This is a genomic window from Shewanella sp. 553 (genome assembly GCF_059338375.1).
Genome location: NZ_CM181701.1, coordinates 2671179 through 2688970 on the forward strand (window position 1 = coordinate 2671179; position 17792 = coordinate 2688970).

The 17792-nt window shown below is 46.8% G+C and carries 17 protein-coding genes and 1 pseudogene; 3 read left to right on the forward strand and 15 right to left on the reverse strand.

Annotation, left to right across the window (positions count from 1 at the left end):
• Position 1: 1 nt before the first annotated feature.
• Both gltS and AC5YBZ_RS11835 read right to left on the reverse strand, forming a co-directional pair.
• On the reverse strand, positions 2-1231 hold the full coding sequence (gene gltS, locus AC5YBZ_RS11830) for a sodium/glutamate symporter (RefSeq protein WP_494542945.1): 1230 nt from the start codon (positions 1229-1231) through the stop codon (positions 2-4).
• A gap of 154 nt (positions 1232-1385) precedes the next feature.
• On the reverse strand, positions 1386-1838 hold the full coding sequence (locus tag AC5YBZ_RS11835) for a YaiI/YqxD family protein (RefSeq protein ID WP_494521294.1): 453 nt from the start codon (positions 1836-1838) through the stop codon (positions 1386-1388).
• A 248-nt stretch (positions 1839-2086) separates the two neighbouring features.
• On the opposite strand from AC5YBZ_RS11835, the gene AC5YBZ_RS11840 reads away from it, so the two are divergent.
• Positions 2087-2791 (forward strand): DUF2461 domain-containing protein, encoded by a 705-nt coding sequence (locus AC5YBZ_RS11840; RefSeq protein ID WP_494543721.1) that lies wholly within the window; start codon positions 2087-2089, stop codon positions 2789-2791.
• Positions 2792-2904: 113 nt separating this feature from the next.
• Positions 2905-3534, forward strand: a complete 630-nt coding sequence (locus AC5YBZ_RS11845; protein ID WP_494542946.1) for a glutathione S-transferase — start codon at positions 2905-2907, stop codon at positions 3532-3534.
• Between the two features lie 273 nt (positions 3535-3807).
• Here the strand turns inward: AC5YBZ_RS11845 and AC5YBZ_RS11850 are convergent, their stop codons facing one another.
• Together AC5YBZ_RS11850 and AC5YBZ_RS11855 are read right to left on the reverse strand one after the other, a co-directional pair.
• Complete coding sequence (locus AC5YBZ_RS11850; RefSeq protein WP_494523744.1) at positions 3808-4590, reverse strand: 2OG-Fe(II) oxygenase family protein; 783 nt, start codon at positions 4588-4590, stop codon at positions 3808-3810.
• 122 nt (positions 4591-4712) lie between these two features.
• Positions 4713-6045: pseudogene (locus AC5YBZ_RS11855) on the reverse strand (aldehyde dehydrogenase family protein).
• Positions 6046-6206: 161 nt separating this feature from the next.
• Between AC5YBZ_RS11855 and AC5YBZ_RS11860 the strand changes: the two are divergent.
• A complete protein-coding gene (locus AC5YBZ_RS11860; RefSeq protein WP_475514440.1) occupies positions 6207-6542 on the forward strand; it encodes a winged helix-turn-helix transcriptional regulator in 336 nt (111 codons plus the stop codon).
• 531 nt (positions 6543-7073) lie between these two features.
• Here the strand turns inward: AC5YBZ_RS11860 and AC5YBZ_RS11865 are convergent.
• The 11 genes from AC5YBZ_RS11865 to betI all read right to left on the reverse strand — a co-directional run bounded on the left by AC5YBZ_RS11865 (position 7074) and on the right by betI (position 17767).
• Positions 7074-7874 (reverse strand): PhzF family phenazine biosynthesis protein, encoded by an 801-nt coding sequence (locus tag AC5YBZ_RS11865; RefSeq protein WP_475514441.1) that lies wholly within the window; start codon positions 7872-7874, stop codon positions 7074-7076.
• A 95-nt stretch (positions 7875-7969) separates the two neighbouring features.
• The gene (locus AC5YBZ_RS11870) at positions 7970-8365 is read right to left on the reverse strand and encodes a DUF3465 domain-containing protein (RefSeq protein WP_475514442.1); all 396 of its coding nucleotides are present in this window, start codon (positions 8363-8365) and stop codon (positions 7970-7972) included.
• Positions 8366-8454: 89 nt separating this feature from the next.
• Complete coding sequence (locus AC5YBZ_RS11875) at positions 8455-8877, reverse strand: VOC family protein (RefSeq protein ID WP_475514443.1); 423 nt, start codon at positions 8875-8877, stop codon at positions 8455-8457.
• A 263-nt stretch (positions 8878-9140) separates the two neighbouring features.
• On the reverse strand, positions 9141-9542 hold the full coding sequence (locus AC5YBZ_RS11880) for a carboxymuconolactone decarboxylase family protein (RefSeq protein ID WP_494542947.1): 402 nt from the start codon (positions 9540-9542) through the stop codon (positions 9141-9143).
• Between the two features lie 214 nt (positions 9543-9756).
• Positions 9757-10611, reverse strand: a complete 855-nt coding sequence (locus AC5YBZ_RS11885; protein WP_494543722.1) for a patatin-like phospholipase family protein — start codon at positions 10609-10611, stop codon at positions 9757-9759.
• 408 nt (positions 10612-11019) lie between these two features.
• A complete protein-coding gene (locus tag AC5YBZ_RS11890; RefSeq protein WP_494542948.1) occupies positions 11020-11496 on the reverse strand; it encodes a MarR family winged helix-turn-helix transcriptional regulator in 477 nt (158 codons plus the stop codon).
• Between the two features lie 272 nt (positions 11497-11768).
• Entirely contained in the window at positions 11769-12500 is a 732-nt protein-coding gene (locus AC5YBZ_RS11895) for a TorF family putative porin (RefSeq protein ID WP_494542949.1), read from the reverse strand.
• Between the two features lie 57 nt (positions 12501-12557).
• On the reverse strand, positions 12558-13775 hold the full coding sequence (locus tag AC5YBZ_RS11900) for a BCCT family transporter (protein WP_494542950.1): 1218 nt from the start codon (positions 13773-13775) through the stop codon (positions 12558-12560).
• A gap of 225 nt (positions 13776-14000) precedes the next feature.
• Entirely contained in the window at positions 14001-15698 is a 1698-nt protein-coding gene (gene betA / locus AC5YBZ_RS11905; protein WP_494542951.1) for a choline dehydrogenase, read from the reverse strand.
• Between the two features lie 9 nt (positions 15699-15707).
• The gene (gene betB, locus AC5YBZ_RS11910) at positions 15708-17171 is read right to left on the reverse strand and encodes a betaine-aldehyde dehydrogenase (protein ID WP_494542952.1); all 1464 of its coding nucleotides are present in this window, start codon (positions 17169-17171) and stop codon (positions 15708-15710) included.
• Positions 17162-17767 carry a transcriptional regulator BetI gene (gene betI / locus AC5YBZ_RS11915; RefSeq protein WP_494542953.1) on the reverse strand — a complete coding sequence of 202 codons (606 nt, stop codon included), beginning with the start codon at positions 17765-17767 and terminating at the stop codon, positions 17162-17164. The genes betB and betI overlap by 10 nt, the downstream gene beginning before the upstream one ends.
• Positions 17768-17792 lie beyond the last annotated feature (25 nt).

Sequence of the window (17792 nt, forward strand, 5' to 3'; positions counted from 1 at the left end):
CTTAAAAATTTACAAACATATTGATGATCATCGCATTGATAATATCAATAAAGAACCCACACACCAGTGGCACGATAATAAAGGCGCGGTGAGCGGCGCCATATTGCTGTGTCACCGCGGTCATATTGACAATCGCGGTAGCGGTTGAGCCTAATGTCACACCGCCAAAACCTGAGCATATCACCGCTGATTCATAATCTTTGCCCATAGCCCGAAACACCACGAAGATGGTGAACATCACAGATAACAGCACCTGTAAGCCCATCACCGTCGAGATATACAGTAAACTGCCTTCAAGTTCCCATATTTTTAGGCTCATCAATGCCATGGTTAAAAACATCCCCAAACAGATATCTTGGATCAAGGTTAAGCCCCGGCCAGCCTCAAGGATATAAGCACTTTGCGCTCGCCCCTTGCGCTCAAGATAAAATCGACCACTATTACCAAGGATAATCCCCGCCAGTAAACAGCTCACAAATAGCGGTAATTTAAGCCCAAACCCCGTTAACCCAATATCGATAAAATAACCCATGATGAGAGTGACATTGAGCCATAACCACGCTCGTAATACCCCAAAATAGTCGACCTGCATGTGCTGGCTATTCTCTTGATGGCTAGTACCAATATCAAGCTCATCATCACCACTGGCTTTAAGGTGGTGACGTTTCATTAAATAAGCCGCGATCGGCCCCCCAATCATACAAGCAGAGATTAAACCGAGCGTATTAGACGCTATCCCGAGCTCAGCCGCATTGGCAATACCTAACTCTTCAACAAAAGTGGGTGTCCACGCCATGGTGGTCCCCACGCCACCGATGAGGGCAATAGACCCAGACATTAATCCCGCTTTAGGATCGAGACCAAATAGGGTCGCGACACTGACGCCCATCACGTTTTGAATAAAGATAAAGCTGGAGGAGAGCAGCAGTAAAATCAGTAACGGCTTACCACCTTTCAACAGAGTAGCGATATCAGCCTTAAGACCAATACCCGCAAAGAAGTACAACAGTAAGATGTCACGAACATCGAGGTTAAACTCAATCTGCAGATCGAAGCCATAATAGAGAATGCCCACAATCGCCGCACAGGCAAAGCCCCCCACCACTGGCTCTGGAATACTGTATTTACGCAGCAGCTCATAACGTGAAATGATATTTTTACCGATAAATAGCGCAATAATCGCTAAGGTAAAAGAGACGAAATCCTTTATTTCAACAAGTTGGGGGTCCATATTGAGTCCTAGCGCATCGTGTTTACAAAAGGATAACATTGTTGCCGTAAAATAACGACTAATGGCTAGGTTAAATCTTTTATTTCACACGGTTGACTAAAGGCTAGGTAGCAGCCGATAAGCTATGCAAGCTTAAACGGCCAAGGTGATGAGCTTAACGCTTATGGTGCTTAGTGATAAACTTATCAAGCTGATTGCCAAAGGCCTGTTTCTCACTTTGGCCTATCGCCGCGGGGCCTCCCGTTTGTACGCCACTGGCGCGCATGGTGTCCATAAAATCACGCATATTAAGAATCGATTTAATATTTTGCGTGGTATATAGCTCGCCTCTTGGGTTTAACGCAAAGCCGCCCTTATCTATCACCTCTGAGGCTAGTGGAATATCGGCGGTGATCACCAAATCGCCTGCATTTAAGCGTTTGACTATCTCATCATCGGCCACATCAAAGCCTGACGAAACGGTCACTAAATTGATGAAACGTGACGGCGGAATGCGCATTGCGTGATTCGCCACTAAGGTCACCTCGATTTCGGCGCGATCGGCTGCGCGAAATAGCATCTCTTTTATCACCCCAGGACATGCGTCGGCATCGACCCAAATTTTCATTTACCCCTCCAGCTCATTTGAGCAAACACTTATGTGCCTATCTATTGCACTTAACCCTCATGCGTCGCTATCTATGCCAATGGCGCAGCGCGATTAAGTGCATGATTAATTGGCGGCGACTATAGCATAAATCCGCTTGGCGACTAAATATGCCCAGCCCCCATCTTGGCCAAGGTTCGATTAACACTTTAGTAAAAGATATGGTATTTTTATCCCATTATCAGGGCTTTATTAGTAATCAATTTATTATGACAGTAGTTAGCAGCAACGCACCTGCGCCAGCCTTTACGCCAGACACCTTCGCCTTTTTAGCTCAACTTGAAGCGAACAACCATCGCGACTGGTTTAAGGCCAATCAAGCCGACTATGAAGATAAGGTGCGCACCCCTGCACTGCAATTTATTGCAGCGATGGCGCCGCACATTCAACAGCTATCGCCTCGCCTAACGGCGGTGGCCAAAAAGGTCGGCGGCAGCCTAATGCGCCCCCAACGCGATGCCCGCTTTAGCAAAGATAAAACCCCCTATAAAATCAATGTCGGTATCCAGTTTCGCCACTTCCAAGGCAAGGATGTGCATGCACCGGGTTTTTACCTGCATATTGCCAACGAAGGCTGCTTTATCGGCGCTGGTATTTGGCACCCTGACAGCAAGGCGCTAAACCACATTCGTAGCTGTATCCTTGACAACCCCAATGCCTATAAACAAGCCTTAAAGCAACTGGCTGATGCCGGTTTCGCCATGGAGGGCGACAGTCTAATCAGGCCACCGAAAGGATTTGATAAAGACCACCCTATGATTGATGAGCTTAAGCGCAAAGACTTTATCGCCATCAAAGCCATCAGCACGGAGCAACTATTTGCCGACGATTTTGATGTATGGTGCGCCAAGCAATTTAGCCACGCCAACAAGCTTATGGGTTACCTTTGCTTTGCATTAGATCTAGATTATTAACCGTAACCCGCTAAGTTCACGGTGCGTGACGAGCATTAGCACTACACTGTCTATCAGCCCTTTAGCAATGGGCATTCCCGCAGCCATTTACACCATCATGCAGGAGAGAAAACATGAAGCTATATGAACTAGCCATGACCCCGAGTGCGAGGCGGGTCAATATTTTCCTTAACGAGATGGGAATTGAACTTGAGCGCGAAACGGTCAATATACGTGCTGGCGACAACCTCAGCCCTGAATTTAAGGCACTTAGCGTCAACGGTCGTATTCCGGTGCTGCAGCTTGATGATGGACAAACCTTGTGTGAGTCCATAGCCATATGTCGCTACCTTGACGAGATCTATCCAGCGCCGCGTTCGCTATTTGGCAACGCTGCACTTGAGAAAGCCCAGATTGAGATGTGGCAACGTATCTGTGAACTACAAGGTTTATTCGTCGCGTTTCAGGCCTTTAGAAATATCACTAAGATTTACCAAGACCGTGAGCGCTGCATCGAAGCCTGGGGGGAAGAGTCACGCCAACGCGTCATCGAATTTCTGCCCACACTCGACACTCAGCTCAGCAAGCAGCCCTATATCGCTGGCAAACATTTTTCGGTCGCCGACATTACCGCTTATGTCATGCTGAGCTTTATCAAACATCTTGAAATAACCCCTGATGAGGCTCAAATACATCTCATCGCTTGGCTAAATCAAATTGAGCAACGCCCCTCGATTCAAGCGGTTAACTCAGGTAAGCACTAACAAGTGACTCAGCCTCAGCACGAATATCAGTGCTACAAGGTAAATGCAGTAATGTAAGTAACTAATGTGAGTAACTAATGTAAACCGCTAATGTGAGTCACTAATGTAAACCGCTAATGTGAGTCACTAATGTAAGTCATTAAGGGCAAATTGACTGCTGCACTGCGGGTTAATCGGCTGAGTAACGGCGCTGATCACAGCCTAAGTGAGGCCAATCGGGCTTCACTTAGGCTCCACTTCACTTAGGCTTAGCCGATATAAAGACTAGGGCAGTTAGAGGCTAAATAACACATCGCTGCGAATGATATATTTTACCCCTTTGGTTATCGCCACAGAGCTATGAATACAGTGCATTGGATGCATGCCATGTGGGAAACATAACACGCTACCGCCTGGGGTTCTGACATCGACATTGGCCACCTCATCCCCGGCTTTAGCCGGTTTAGCGGCATCGTTAGCGTTGACCATAAAGCGGGTTTCTCCGCCTTCAAAGTCATCACTTAACAATATTAAAAAGGTCATTTGGCTAAAACGATCTGGGTAGGCATTGGCAACAAGTTGGTTGTCGATAATGCGGCTACCCGACCAAGCACCATCCGAGTGAGGTTTGAAATAGTCATCTTGGCTATAACGATAAAAACGAAACCGCGCATTGATGCCTAACGCCGTCGCACCGTTAAAAATCCCCTGCCTATCGTCCATCAGATGTGCCACTCGTTGCCAAATTATGCCATCGGTATGAGTATCAACGACCCAAGTTAAGCTATCGTTATGACGAACACTGCGCGGCAGTGATACTGCGGCGTCAGGTAAAAAGCCCAGCTGCTCGCTGAGCGCAATCAATCTCGCGCATTCATCCTTAGACAATACATTTAGTAACTGAAACGCCCCGGGGACATGGGTTAACTCGCGGCGCATGATCTGGCTAATATCAAAGTCACGGCTTAACATGGCCGGGTTAGCAGCAGAGTTTCCCCATGCAGGCAACGCCGGATGTTCAGCCCCTGGCTCAAAGGCGGCAACAAAAAACGATTCTGGCTTATTTTCAGGTTTCATATTTATCTCGAATTACAGTTAATTTTGCGGTGATTAAGCGGCGCATCACTGGCAAACAATTTTCATCTATATCATTAATATCAATTTGATAAGTAACAATTGGCTTATATTATCCAACCGCGTTATCGGCTGAGTACTCTCACCTGCGCAAATTGGCGATGCCCAGCAGCCGTGCCATGAAAACCAAAGCCACTTTGTTTAGCCCCAACCCATGGTCCGACACCACCAGCGCCCTGATTAATCCCCACCATACCCGCTTGCAGCTGCTCGGCTACATCCGCGGCGCCAACACCGCCAAACACAGATGCGCCCAGCCCATAAGGAGTGGCATTCGCTCGCTCAATCGCTTGAGATATATCAGTGAAGCGGCTAATGGCCACAACTGGGCCGAAGGTTTCCTCTTGCTCTAATTGCATGTCGGCGGTGATATCGGCCACTACCGTTGGCTGTATAAATGGTGGCTCATAATGCGCCTGACCGAGTAGGAATCGGGCGCCTTTATCTTGAGCATCGATAAGCTGTGCCATCACGCTCTGATGCTGCTTATGGTTGACTATCGGCCCAATGTTCACATTAGCCTGATCCCAAGCTCCCACGCGATAACGGCTAGCTAGAGCCACCACTTTTTGCTCAAATTCATCAGCAATACGAGCATCGACATAGATACGCTCGGTCGAGGTACACATCTGCCCCGCATTTTCAAAGGAGCTCGCCACAGCAAACTGCACCGCGTTATCAATATCCGCGCTTGCCATGACGATTAATGGATCATTTCCGCCAAGCTCCATGACTAAGCGTTTTAATGAAGATGCCGCTGACGCCATTATGTGTTTACCCGCAGCAAGCGAGCCGGTGAAGGCCACCATATTAATATCGGCATTGACTAAAGCCTTCCCCGTTTCCGCCCCGCCATGGGCAATTTGCAATAAGGCCTTCGGGCAACACCTCATTTAACGTGTTCACAAATAAGTCTGCCACCAAAGGGGTTTCCTCTGATGGTTTTAATATCACGCTGTTACCTGCCATTAGCGCAGGAAGCAACAAGTTGTTCGCCATCGCAAGCGGATAATTCCATGGAGAAATCACCCCAACCACGCCTAAAGGTCGGTATTGCAACTCGGCGCCGCGCCCTAAAGGCTCAGCCTTTAGCGCAGCGGCAATCTCTTGGCAAAAATACTCGGCATTTTGTACCGTGCCTGCGGCTTCATAACTCGCTCTGCGATGATCTTTACCCATCTCTTTACTGATTAATAATGCCAGTGATGGTTGGACTTTTGTGAGATTGGCATATGCCTGAACCACTTTTTGCTGCCGCGCGCTTAAGGATAATTGCCCCCAAGAGCGCTGCGCGGCTTGTGCCCGTTTAACTCGCAAAGGCATTTGTGCAAGAGTGGTAATGGCAACCTCACCGAGCGCTTGTTGATCGATTGGGTTGTAAGAGGTGAGCATAGACATCAATTGGTTTCCTTCAAAGGCATTAACTTAGGCTCATGCCAGATACATTATCTTTGGTGATTGAGACATAGTTTGCTAGAGTGGTAAATTAAAGCAACCAGTATACTTTTAGTAACCACCCATATTTTAACGACAATATTAAAAATAATAGTTTAAATACAATGGCTAAAGATAAAGAAATAAATTCACCAAGCTGTGAACAACCTTGTCTGATCGAGCGCGGCATGCGGATTTTAGGCGGAAAGTGGAAGGCATCCATTTTATGGCATTTAAAAGATGGCCCAGTGCGCTTTAATGAACTGTCACGCATGCTGGCAGGCGCCAGTAAAAAAATGGTCGATCAACGCCTTAAAGAACTAGAAGCCCAAGGGCTGGTGACCAGAGAGATCATCTGTACTCGTCCTATTGCTGTGACTTATGAAATCACCGACTTTGGCCGCACTGCACTAGCGATATTAGAAAAACTCAAAGATTGGACCGAAGAGAATAACCTTTAACAGAGATTAACCGTGCGCAGCACTGGGCGATCACATCGCTCAATGCATGTTTATATCGCCGCGGTAACATTAGCTGTACCACTAAACTAGCGTCAGGTTGAGTGTCGTGTTGACCACTCTGACACTGACGTCTTTGGTGCGGGCCTTGGGCTTAGTGGTTACATCAATAATACAGATGTAATCACTACGCCTTAGATTAAGCCACCCAATCGCTTATTCGGCGTTATTTTTGATGACTTTTATAATTAACATCATTGATCACCTAAGCTCATCGTGCCAGCCTATTATCTCGATTAACTTAATTGATGGTTTTGACTCCAATAACGATTGAATATCAAACCTTGCGATACTTTTGATAATAAAGAGTGAGGAGATATGAGTCTCAACAGTGCGACGATACTTAATCACTTCAGCACCTAAGAATGACGTAATTCTTTTCCATGGTAAAAATCATTATCTAACGGCGCCCGCGTTCTAGCCTAATGTCACGCGTTGGACGCCTGTGTTTCATCTTTAGTGCTGAATGCTATGTTATGCGATTTTCATTTGTCCTTTCAGTACCGTAATCGCCTGACCTGATAGTTTAATCAAACCTGATGCCAACAGCTCAACATCAACATAGCCACCTCGCGAAGAGGCCTGAAACCCCTGCATACGAGATTTGTGCAACTTTTCTGACCAATAGAGACACAAGGCACAATGGGCAGATCCCGTCACAGGATCTTCATTAACCCCCACCCAAGGCGCAAAGTAACGGGAAATAAAATCAACTGCGGAGTCTGATTTAGCCGTGACAAGCACACCACGACCTTGAAGCTCTGCTAGACGGCCGAAATTAGGCGAAAGCCGCTTGACGCTATCTTCACTATCGAGCACGATTATGTGTTTAGTATCAAAAGTGCCAGAATCGATAACACTCTCTGCGGTCATACCTAATAACTGAATAAGCGCAGGATCCATGTCACGGCTCATATTTAACCGTGGGGCGGGAAACAATAGATGAATACAATCGCTATCCAGCTCTGCTTGTAATACTCCCGATAGCGTATTGAACTCAATGATGTCACCAGCATGATTGCGCCCCTGTTCTTTAAGTATATGCGCAACGGCTAAGGTTCCATGGCCACACAAGTTGACTTCAACGTCTGGTGTAAACCAGCGTAATTGCATCGTATCAAGTGCTAAAAATGCCGTTTCTGACACCGCCATCTCACCTGAAATGGCCAACATAGTACTCTTATCGAGACTCTGCTCTGTAATACATACCCCTGCTGGATTGCCTTTAAAGACTTCAGATGTGAACGAGTCAACTTGATAAATATTTACTTCCACGGCATCTTCCTAATTGATAATGGTAGGCTTATGGTTGATGAGGCGATGTTCGCGTTGCCGGTAACGGTTTAACAGCACACAGGAGCAACGCTCACTCATTGGTACTTTATCCCTTTGTGCTTTAACCAGCCATGAGGGTGACGGTTTTTAGGATCTTGGTGCGTCCAGTGAATGACGCCGCCTTTTTTATTCCACGCATATTCGCCATAAAATTGCACTGAGTCGCCAATAGCTAGGTTAGGGATCTTGGGGGCGATATCGATATTATGTGCAATTAAAATACTCTGTCGATTATCAAGACGTAAAATAAAGCGTTGGTGTCTTGAGCCTTTATTATCATCAGCTAACAAACGAATCACTGTGCCCTCGCCTTGCACCTGAATATGACTTTGTTGTGATTCATAAGCCTGTTGTAAAAGCGCATCATTGGCCCACACAGGCAAGGACAATAGGCTTAAGCTCAATAGAATACAGGTTAATATCCGCTTCATTCTCACCCTCTCTTGAACCTGGCGCCTATCCACAAGAGACGCGATAACCAGTTCAATCTAATGCTTAAGGCTCATCTGAGCCATTGTCGTTATGCGGTTCTTGATACCATTGGATGATCTGGCTTTAATTGCAATAGATCCCAGCGGTTGCCGTAGAGATCTTCAAACACAGCGACGGTGCCATAATCTTGCTCTGCAGGCTCTCGAATAAAGTTAACCCCAACAGAGACCATGTGATGGTAGTCACGCCAAAAATCATCGGTATTAAGGAATAAAAAAACGCGTCCACCGGCCTGATTGCCGATAAAGGCCTCTTGTTCAGGTTTAGATGCTTTAGCGAGCAGTAGACTCATGCCAGTTGAACCCGGCGGCGCGACCACCACCCAGCGTTTATCTTGTTCAGCTTGGTAGGTATCTTCGACCAGATCAAACTTTAACTTGTTGACATAAAAATCGATCGCTTCATCATAGTCTTTTACGACTAATGCAATATGGACAATATTTTGTTTCACAATAACGCCTCACTGATTATAGGGCTAGATTAAACGCCGCCGTTGCAGCTAACGTTAATATGAATAGCCGTGTGCTTATTCCATGTATCTAGATTACTGGTTAAAGAGTCCATTTTGTGGGTTTGTATTCATTAAATTGAGACAACTAAGGCTAAGCTGTGTCGCTCAGCCTTATCTATACGCTTGCCACCATGCTAATCATTTTTAGGTTAAGAGTCTTGTGGCAAAACGCGCCTTAAAGCCAGCATGGCCACAGTCTAAGGTTACTCTATATCCGTTTGTGAGCACTCGGTCTGCCAAGCCTCAATGGCATCGGCGGCGGCGCGAAATGCCTCGATACCCGATGGCATGCCGCAGTAGACAGTTGAGTGCAGTAACACCTCTTGGATCTCTGCAACTGTGCAGCCGTTTCGCAGCGCGCCTCTTACATGGCCTTTAAGCTCTGTCGGCGCCTTTAATGCTGCCAAAGTGGCAATGGTAATAAGGCTGCGAGTTTGCTTTGAGATCCCCTCTCGCACCCACACTTCTCCCCACGCATTTCGGGTCACCAGATCTTGCAGTGGCTGGGTAAAATCTGTGGCTGAATTTAGCGCCCTATCGACAAATGCATCGCCCATCACTTCTCGCCTTACCGCTAACCCTTGCTGAAACTTATCTTTGTCCATCGGTTGCACTCCTAAAATTCATTAACAATACTTTAAAATACTGTTTGATAATGAGTACCGCAAGTGATTAAAAAACAATACGTTCTGCTTTAATCTATCAGACAGAAACTGAAGCAAACTAAGCAGCAAAAATACGCCAATGATGCCCTAACGATACAGACTTGGTAAAAGCAGCGTTAATTAGGCAAGATTAATTGACCTACTCGCCGCCCAGTTAACCCACAAAATCGAGCAGCTGAGGCAAAAAAGCGTTACCGTCTGATACGCCGCGATGATACACCGCCTCGACTTTTGACACGTCACGCTCTAAACGCGATAACCCTAAAGACGTTTGTGGCTGTAATACCAGCGCACTGCCCGCTGCTCGTGCGGCGGCCAAGTCAGCTAAAGCGTCATTGTATACTTGATGACGGGCTAATATCGCGGCGGCCACTTTAGGGTAACGACGGTAAACGCGCTGTGCTAACCACTTTAATTTAAAGGCTGATTTTCGATAGTCTGGCTCTTGGGTCAAAATAACCACTTGACGTTGATAACCATCAGCTCTTGCTTGCGCCAAAGGGATAGGCGCTGCAATACCGCCATCTAAATAAGGAGTGTTGTTTAATAGGGTGGGGGAAGAGATAAACGGCAAACTACTCGAGGCAATAAGCACCTCTAAAAATGTGTCATGCTCGGCAAAATCACACTTACCAAAAAATGCGGTCTCACCCGTTAGGCAATTAAAGGCGCCGACTTTAAATTCAGCGTCAGCGTGTTGAAAGGCCTCAAAATCATAGGGTAAGAGCTCATGGGCCATACGCCGATAGGTAAAATCGGTATTAACATAATTGCCGTCACGTAAAAAATACTTCAATCCCATATAGCGCTTATCGGCAAGATAGCGTTGCTGAATTTTAAGGTTGCGCCCGTGCTGACGCGACAGGTAAGACGCAGGATAAATCGCCCCAGCGGAGACCCCAACCAAATACTTAAAATGAACATCGGCAGCGAGAAAGGCGTCTAATACCCCAGCGGTATAGATAGCGCGCAGCCCACCGCCCTCGAGCACTAAGCCTGTGTCACTAATTGTTAAGCCGCGAGGCGATGTTGTCTTGTCCACCGAGTTTAAATTAAGCACCCTGCCCCCGTTTATCAATGCGCGACTAACATCAGTTAGGCTGCACCTATATTGCCACTACAAGCCTATTATCGTCATATATTAAATGGCTTGCTTCTATAAAATCGACATTGAGAGTACACAGATAAAGTAGAAATAACAAACGCCAACGCCATAGACTTCATTGACAATACACTGTTATTAAAAGGCTATTTAAATCAGGTAAGGATAAGAAGGGAATCGCGAGGTGACTAGCTAATTGAGGCGGGCACAACAAGATGAAATAACATCGGTCAATAAACAAGTGAAACCCTTAAAGAAGACAAGCCAAGGTTTGGCGTGACGCCTTAGATTTGTTGGCAGGTATTATTAATGGTTTCACTCTTCGGCTTGGATCTGTCCCACCAGCAATACGGGGGCAGCATCGAGCTCTTGGGCATCCATCATAGAGGCGATACGCTCGACAGCAGATAACAGCTGACTCTGTTCCCACTCTTCAAGATTTTGATAACGTTTAATAAAGTGCTCTTGCAGCGGTTTAGGCGCCGCACCCAAAATCGCTTTGCCCGATTCGGTTAACGACAAATGCAATTTACGCTTATCGGTTTCACTGCGAGTGCGAGTCACCAAGCCTCGGGTTTCTAATCGCTCGATAATGGTGGCAACCGTTGCTGGGCTCAGCGCCACATCCTGAGCAATTTGCTTGGCGAGCGGTACTTCAAGCTGGACAATCTTCTGCATTACCATCAGTTGCGGGCCGGTTAACCCCGATTGCTTACTGAGTTGCCGAGAATGTATATCGATGGCTCTTATCACGCGGCGCAGTGAAATTAATAGTTGTTCGTACTTTTCCATAATCCCCTCTCATTTGAGCTGCACCATAACAGAAATCGCGCCCAGACTCATGTGCCAAAGACAAAAAAAACAGAACAACTTAACCAGTTGCTCTGCTTTCATACTCACAGGCCACCATCAGCCCTAAAATAGCCGATATGATGAGCGTCAGTTGCGCTTTTAGGTTGGAGTTAGCCCTACCGTTTATTGGCTATATTTTTATTCGCTCGTTTAGCGTTAGCCAAGCAAAGGCTATCAATGTCGCCTTTAGCACAGCAAACATAACCTATAGATTAAAACGCAAAGGTACGTGAAACCGACAATATCGCACGGGTATCACTCGTGTCGGTATCCATGCTGGTATCTTCGGCGGCGAGGTTAAAATCAAAGCCTTTCCAGCTGGTCATGTATTCGACGCGATAATGGTTATACGCATCTTTGCCGTTCCATAAATATTTGTCATCATCGAGTGACGTTGAGCGGTCGACACTGACTCGAATATCGTGACCTTCGGCAATGCTAAAGGTATGCGCGGCCATCATGATGTAATGCCCAGCATCGAGACCGAAATAATCCCAAGAATACCAAAAATTTAACTCAGTTTGCCCAAGTGATGAGCCGTAACCAAACTTAGTGTAAGCTTCCGGATATTGGTAATCGTCAGAAAAAGAGTCGCCATGGTAAGTATAGTAAGCAATACCCGCATCGAGTGACACACGCTCGGTTAGCTGAATATACTTACCGCCGTAAAAATCCAGCTCTAGCCAGGTGTCGTCACCGGCACCAAAATCGACATTTGATGCCCACGCGCCCACGTACCAACCACTGTCGACGTCGTAATCTAAGCTGGCTTGCAGTGCCGGGCCATTGTCGGTCTGACTAACACCGTTAAAAGTATAATCAGAGGCCAGATTAACGGTAGAACTTAACCCAGCAAAGGCCGATGTAGGCAAAGCCAGTAACCCCAAAATGGCCATATTTTTGATGGCGGTATTAATGGGACAGTTTACTCTATTTTTTATCATGGTGTTCATCATTTTTCCTATTATTTTTATCGTTTAACGTTGCGATTTACTCAGTGATTAACTGGCAAGTTCAATCTTAGTAAAATCAATCTTGTTCTCTTTCGGTGAACGCTCGATTTCGGCCACTTTCTGATAATGGGTCATCAATATATAAGTAAAGCAACCTAAGATAAGCGCGATGGCTAGCGCACCAACCCACTGAATTTGTAAGAAGTCTAGGCTAAACAGTAAGGTCAACCCACACATCAATACCAGATTACCTATGATGTATTGCGCCTTACCCAAACGCTGTACGGTAAGGTTAAGGTTGTCGGTGTAGAGTCGAATTAATGAGTCTAATGAGTTGATAACAAAGGTGATGCCAACCGCAACCATGGCGAGATTGTAAAAGCCTGCCGTCGCAATGGCATTGGCGCTGTAGTAATAAAGCACGCTAAACCAGATGGCGATGGGGATAGACGGAAACACCATCATGGCGATTAACACTTGATAGGTTTTCATCCCCCCCACAAAGCGTGAGGTAAACTGACCAATCATAATGCTCCAGGCAAACCACCAAAATAGGTAGAATTCGTGGTAGTCGTTTAACGGCAACACAAAATGGTGCAAGTTACCAAAGTAATCGCCAAGCAGCGCAAAGGTAGTGACAAATTCGCCAACACCTGACTCTGGCGACATAAAGGTGCCCACCCACATCAGTGCAATTAGCCCTAAAAACATCCAGGTGCTGGCAAGGCTAAGCGTGCGAACGTAGCGGATGCTGGTACTCGAATAGACAGCGGCGGCAATCACCACAAACACAATCAGGTAGAAACTACTCACTATGGTTTCACCATCACCCAGCCCTGGTAAATACCAAGGTAAGTTGGTTAGTAATAAATAGGCGGTAAAGGCACAGGTGCCAATAATCACTAAGTTATTAATAAACTTGATCACTGGGATCTCAAAGAATTTAACCCTTGGCTCAATCACACAGAAATAGAAGCAAGTTAAAAAGTAGAATGCCCAGATAAGGAATGCCCAAAAGCCAAACTCAATCGCCAGCGGATTGGTAAAGCCATATTCAGGGTTAGCGGCCAGATCGGCATAACCGGCAAACTCGGTCAGCGGGAACATGATCAAGCCCACATCCAAACCAGAGGTAAATAAAATCGCAATAAAAGTAAAAGTACGCACTGGCGTAACGCCAACACACTTAATGTTTCCCCAGCGGTATATCACCAAAGCGATGGCCGCAAAGGTAAATAAAATGCCAATTGTTAACCATGTCGTCATTGCTATTTCCTTGCCTTCAATATTAGATAAAACATAGAGTTATCTCATTTTTTAGTTTTATATAACGCCAAGGATTAATTTCTAAAGGCTGCAACTATCCCTCAGGCGTTAAATATCGCGCTAACGATATGAAATCCCTGATACAAACACTTAAAAATTAAACCTGACAATCAGGGCCTTTCAGTCAATTGACTTAGGTAGGCCGTGGACCTAGAAAGTGCTTAGTTAAGCACTCTGTCTTTTGGGCGCACGTTGGCGCTGTTGATCTTGCCAGCCCGGTGCCAATACCACCTTGGCATCGATGGGAGCAAGCGGCTGTTTGCCTAAGATAATATCGGCAGCGCGCTCGGCTACCATGATCGTTGGTGAGTTCAAGTTACCGTTAGGGATTGTGGGGAAAATCGATGAATCGACCACCCTTAATCCCGACACGCCATGCACCTTGGTGTCACTGTCGACAACCGCCATGGCATCTTCACCCATCTTACAAGTACATGACGGATGATAGGCACTTTCCACCGCGCTACGCACAAAGCTGTCTATCTGATCGTCACTTTGAATATGCATGCCCGGTTGGATCTCTTCGCCGCGATATTCATCTAAGGCAGGCTGATTAATGATCTCTCGAGTTAAGCGCACGCAGGCGCGAAAGCCTTCAATATCATCTGGGTGTGACAGGTAGTTAAACTGAATGCTCGGCGCCACCTTAGGATCATCTGATACCACAGTGACCGCACCGCGACTCTTAGGTTTATTATGGCCAATGTGCACCTGAAAACCGTCTCCGGCAAACGCTTCTTTACCGTCATAACGCATCGCTGCAGGTAAGAAATGGTATTGCAAGTCGGGCCATTCCAGTCCCGCTTTAGAGCGAATAAAGCCGCAAGACTCAAAATGGTTAGTCGCACCGAGACCTGACTTATTCAATATCCAGCGCGTCCCAATAAACAGCTTATTGAGCGGATCTAATTTACCGTTCAATGAGACTGGCTTGAGGCACTTAAACTGAAAGTAAAACTCTAAATGATCTTGTAGATTTTGCCCCACGCCCGGCAGTTCATGCACCTGAGCAATACCCGCTTGCTTGAGCGTCTGCGCGGCGCCAATGCCAGATAATTGCAAAATATGCGGCGAACCAATTGAACCTGCCGATAGCACAACCTCCCGATTACAAATCACATCATGAGTCTTGCCTTTACGCTCGTAACGAACGCCCACGGCGCGCTTACCTTCAAACAGCACTTTATGTACTAATGCATGGGTGATCACGGTTAAGTTACTGCGCTGCATTGCTGGTCGCAAATAGGCATTAGCTGTTGACCAACGTACCCCATTTTTAACCGTCATGTGCATCGGGCCAAAACCCTCTTGCTGCGCGCCGTTGTAATCTGCGGTCGATAAGTAACCGGCATCAACCCCCGCATCAACAAAGGCTTGATAGAGAGGGTTTTTCATCTCGTTGCCGTTGTTTACCCCAAGTGGGCCGCTGTCACCGCGGTACTCATCGCCACCAAAAGCCCAGGTTTCAGCTTTTTTAAAGTAAGGCAAACAATGGGCATAATCCCACCCTTTGGCTCCCTCTTGCTGCCATTCATCAAAGTCACGGGCATGACCTCGCACATACACCATGCCGTTAATTGACGATGAACCACCCAGTACCTTGCCGCGTGGGCAATGCATACGGCGATTGTCTAGATAAGGCTCGGCTTCTGTTTCAAACTGCCATGCGTACTTCTTGGTATTCATTGGAATAGATAAAGCGGTAGGCATCTGAATAAAAATGCTTTTATCGCTACCGCCTGTTTCTAATAACAACACCTTGTTAGCGGGGTCGGCCGATAGACGATTAGCCAATACACAACCTGCACTGCCTGCGCCCACAATAATAAAATCGTATTCTGCTTTAGGATTAATCTGGCTCATGGGGACTCCTTAAAATGGGCTCTCAAGTGGTTGCATTCCTACATATACCGCCTTGATTTGGGTATAGGCCTTTAAGGTTTCACTGCCATTTTCGCGGCCGATGCCTGACATCTTATAGCCACCCACTGGCATTTCTGATGGTGAGGCGCCATAAGCATTTATCCAGCAAATACCGGCTTGCATCTGATGGATAACACGATGGGCACGAGTAATATCTTGGGTAAATACGCCAGCGGCTAATCCTAGGTGGGTATCGTTAGCACGCGACACGACTTCTTGCTCATCATCGAAGGTTAATACCGACATCACAGGGCCAAAGATCTCCTCTTTAACTATGGTCATCTCATCACGGCAATCGGTAAAAATGGTCGGAGCCACAAAGTAACCGTTAGGGGCATTGTCGGGCTTAATGGCATGACCACCGGTTAATAGCGTTGCGCCCTCTGCTTGGCCTAGGGCAATATAGTCGAGCACTTTCTGTTGATGGGCTTTAGAGATCAGCGCGCCAAAGTTAGTGGCCTCATCCATAGGATCGCCACAAACGATATTATGTTGAGTACGCTCGAGCAGTTTTTCGATAAATTGAGGATAAATCCCTTGCTGTACAAACACCCGAGTGCCATTGGTGCAGATCTCACCTTGAGTGTAAAAATTCGCCAGCATAGCTGCCGATACGGCATTATCGACATCCGCATCATCAAAAATGATCAATGGCGATTTACCGCCAAGTTCCATGGTGACCTCTTTTAGTGTGCTAGCAGCCGCCGCCATCACCTTAGTGCCAGTGCCCACTTCGCCGGTAAAAGAGACTTTAGCAATATCGCGATCATGGGTTAACCAAGCGCCGACTCCACCATCGCCCTGCACCACATTAAACACTCCATCGGGTACACCGGCTTGTGTGAAGAGTTCAGCTAGCTTAAGTGCGCCGCGTGGGGTTTCTTCTGACGGTTTAAACACCATCACATTGCCACACGCTAGCGCAGGCGCAGCTTTCCAACAGGCGATTTGCAGTGGGTAGTTCCAAGCGCCAATTCCCGCACAGATCCCTAATGGTTCGCGGCGGGTATAGTAAAAATCATCGCCAATGGATTGTTGATTACCTTCAATACTCGGGGCAAGGCCTGCAAAAAACTCAATGGCATCGGCGCCAGTGACTACATCGACCACTGAAGCTTCTTGCCAAGGTTTACCAGTATCTTCAACTTCTATTACTGCGAGTTGATCATTGTGTTCGCGCAGCAAGGCCACGGCTTTTAATAAAATACGACTACGCTCCATGGCGGTCATCGATGACCATTGCAGGAAACCAGTTTTAGCACTTTCAATGGCTGCGCGTTGGACCTGTTCATTAGCCACTTCAACCAGATAACTGACTTCACCTGTGGCAGGGTTGATCACCTCAAAGGTTTCACCGGTTCCATTGGAAAGGGGCTGACCATGAACATAATTTTGATAAACAACTAGTGACATCTATTTTCTCCGTGCTGCACGATCGCCGCCTCTATAAAGGCTTTGCATAAATATTGCGCCTGCTCGAACTCTTGTTCAGGCGACGCACTTAAGGCACTGCGTAACCAAAACCCATCGATCATTGCTGCGGTCTGTTTGGCTGCGGCAATAGCTGCCGACTTGCCCATAAGGGGCTTAAAAGAAAACAGAAGGTTGCTATACAAGCGTTGGCAGTTGATGTGTTGAAGCCTTGCTAATCCCGGATCGTGCATCGCTTGGGACCAGAAGCTCAACCAGGTTTTGGTGGCAGCATTTGAACGTTGTAATTCGGTGAAATTGGCTTCGACAATCATGGACAACCGCTCAATGGGCGTCAGCGTTTTCCCCGCTGTGCGGCTTAATAACGCCTGTTTAAGTTCGTCGAGCAAATATTTAAGTGTGGCTTCTATCAACCCTTGTTTGCCGCCAAAATAGTGGCTGATGATCCCAGACGACATACCTGCTAAGCCACTAATGGTGTTGATGGTAGTGTGGTGTAAACCGTAACGCTCAACAGAGATTAATGTGGCGTCAATTAGCTGCTGCTGTCTCACTGTTTTCATCGCTGGTCTAGGCATAAAAGCTGATATCTCCGCGTTAAAA

Coding starts and splice junctions, on each gene's coding strand:
- gltS (WP_494542945.1), bottom strand. CDS start 1,231: ATGGACCCCCAACTTGTTGAAATAAAGGATTTCGTCTCTTTTACCTTA.
- AC5YBZ_RS11835 (WP_494521294.1), bottom strand. CDS start 1,838: ATGAAAATTTGGGTCGATGCCGACGCATGTCCTGGGGTGATAAAAGAG.
- AC5YBZ_RS11840 (WP_494543721.1), top strand. CDS start 2,087: ATGACAGTAGTTAGCAGCAACGCACCTGCGCCAGCCTTTACGCCAGAC.
- AC5YBZ_RS11845 (WP_494542946.1), top strand. CDS start 2,905: ATGAAGCTATATGAACTAGCCATGACCCCGAGTGCGAGGCGGGTCAAT.
- AC5YBZ_RS11850 (WP_494523744.1), bottom strand. CDS start 4,590: ATGAAACCTGAAAATAAGCCAGAATCGTTTTTTGTTGCCGCCTTTGAG.
- AC5YBZ_RS11860 (WP_475514440.1), top strand. CDS start 6,207: ATGGCTAAAGATAAAGAAATAAATTCACCAAGCTGTGAACAACCTTGT.
- AC5YBZ_RS11870 (WP_475514442.1), bottom strand. CDS start 8,365: ATGAAGCGGATATTAACCTGTATTCTATTGAGCTTAAGCCTATTGTCC.
- AC5YBZ_RS11880 (WP_494542947.1), bottom strand. CDS start 9,542: ATGGACAAAGATAAGTTTCAGCAAGGGTTAGCGGTAAGGCGAGAAGTG.
- AC5YBZ_RS11890 (WP_494542948.1), bottom strand. CDS start 11,496: ATGGAAAAGTACGAACAACTATTAATTTCACTGCGCCGCGTGATAAGA.
- AC5YBZ_RS11895 (WP_494542949.1), bottom strand. CDS start 12,500: ATGATAAAAAATAGAGTAAACTGTCCCATTAATACCGCCATCAAAAAT.
- AC5YBZ_RS11900 (WP_494542950.1), bottom strand. CDS start 13,775: ATGACGACATGGTTAACAATTGGCATTTTATTTACCTTTGCGGCCATC.
- betA (WP_494542951.1), bottom strand. CDS start 15,698: ATGAGCCAGATTAATCCTAAAGCAGAATACGATTTTATTATTGTGGGC.
- betB (WP_494542952.1), bottom strand. CDS start 17,171: ATGTCACTAGTTGTTTATCAAAATTATGTTCATGGTCAGCCCCTTTCC.
- betI (WP_494542953.1), bottom strand. CDS start 17,767: ATGCCTAGACCAGCGATGAAAACAGTGAGACAGCAGCAGCTAATTGAC.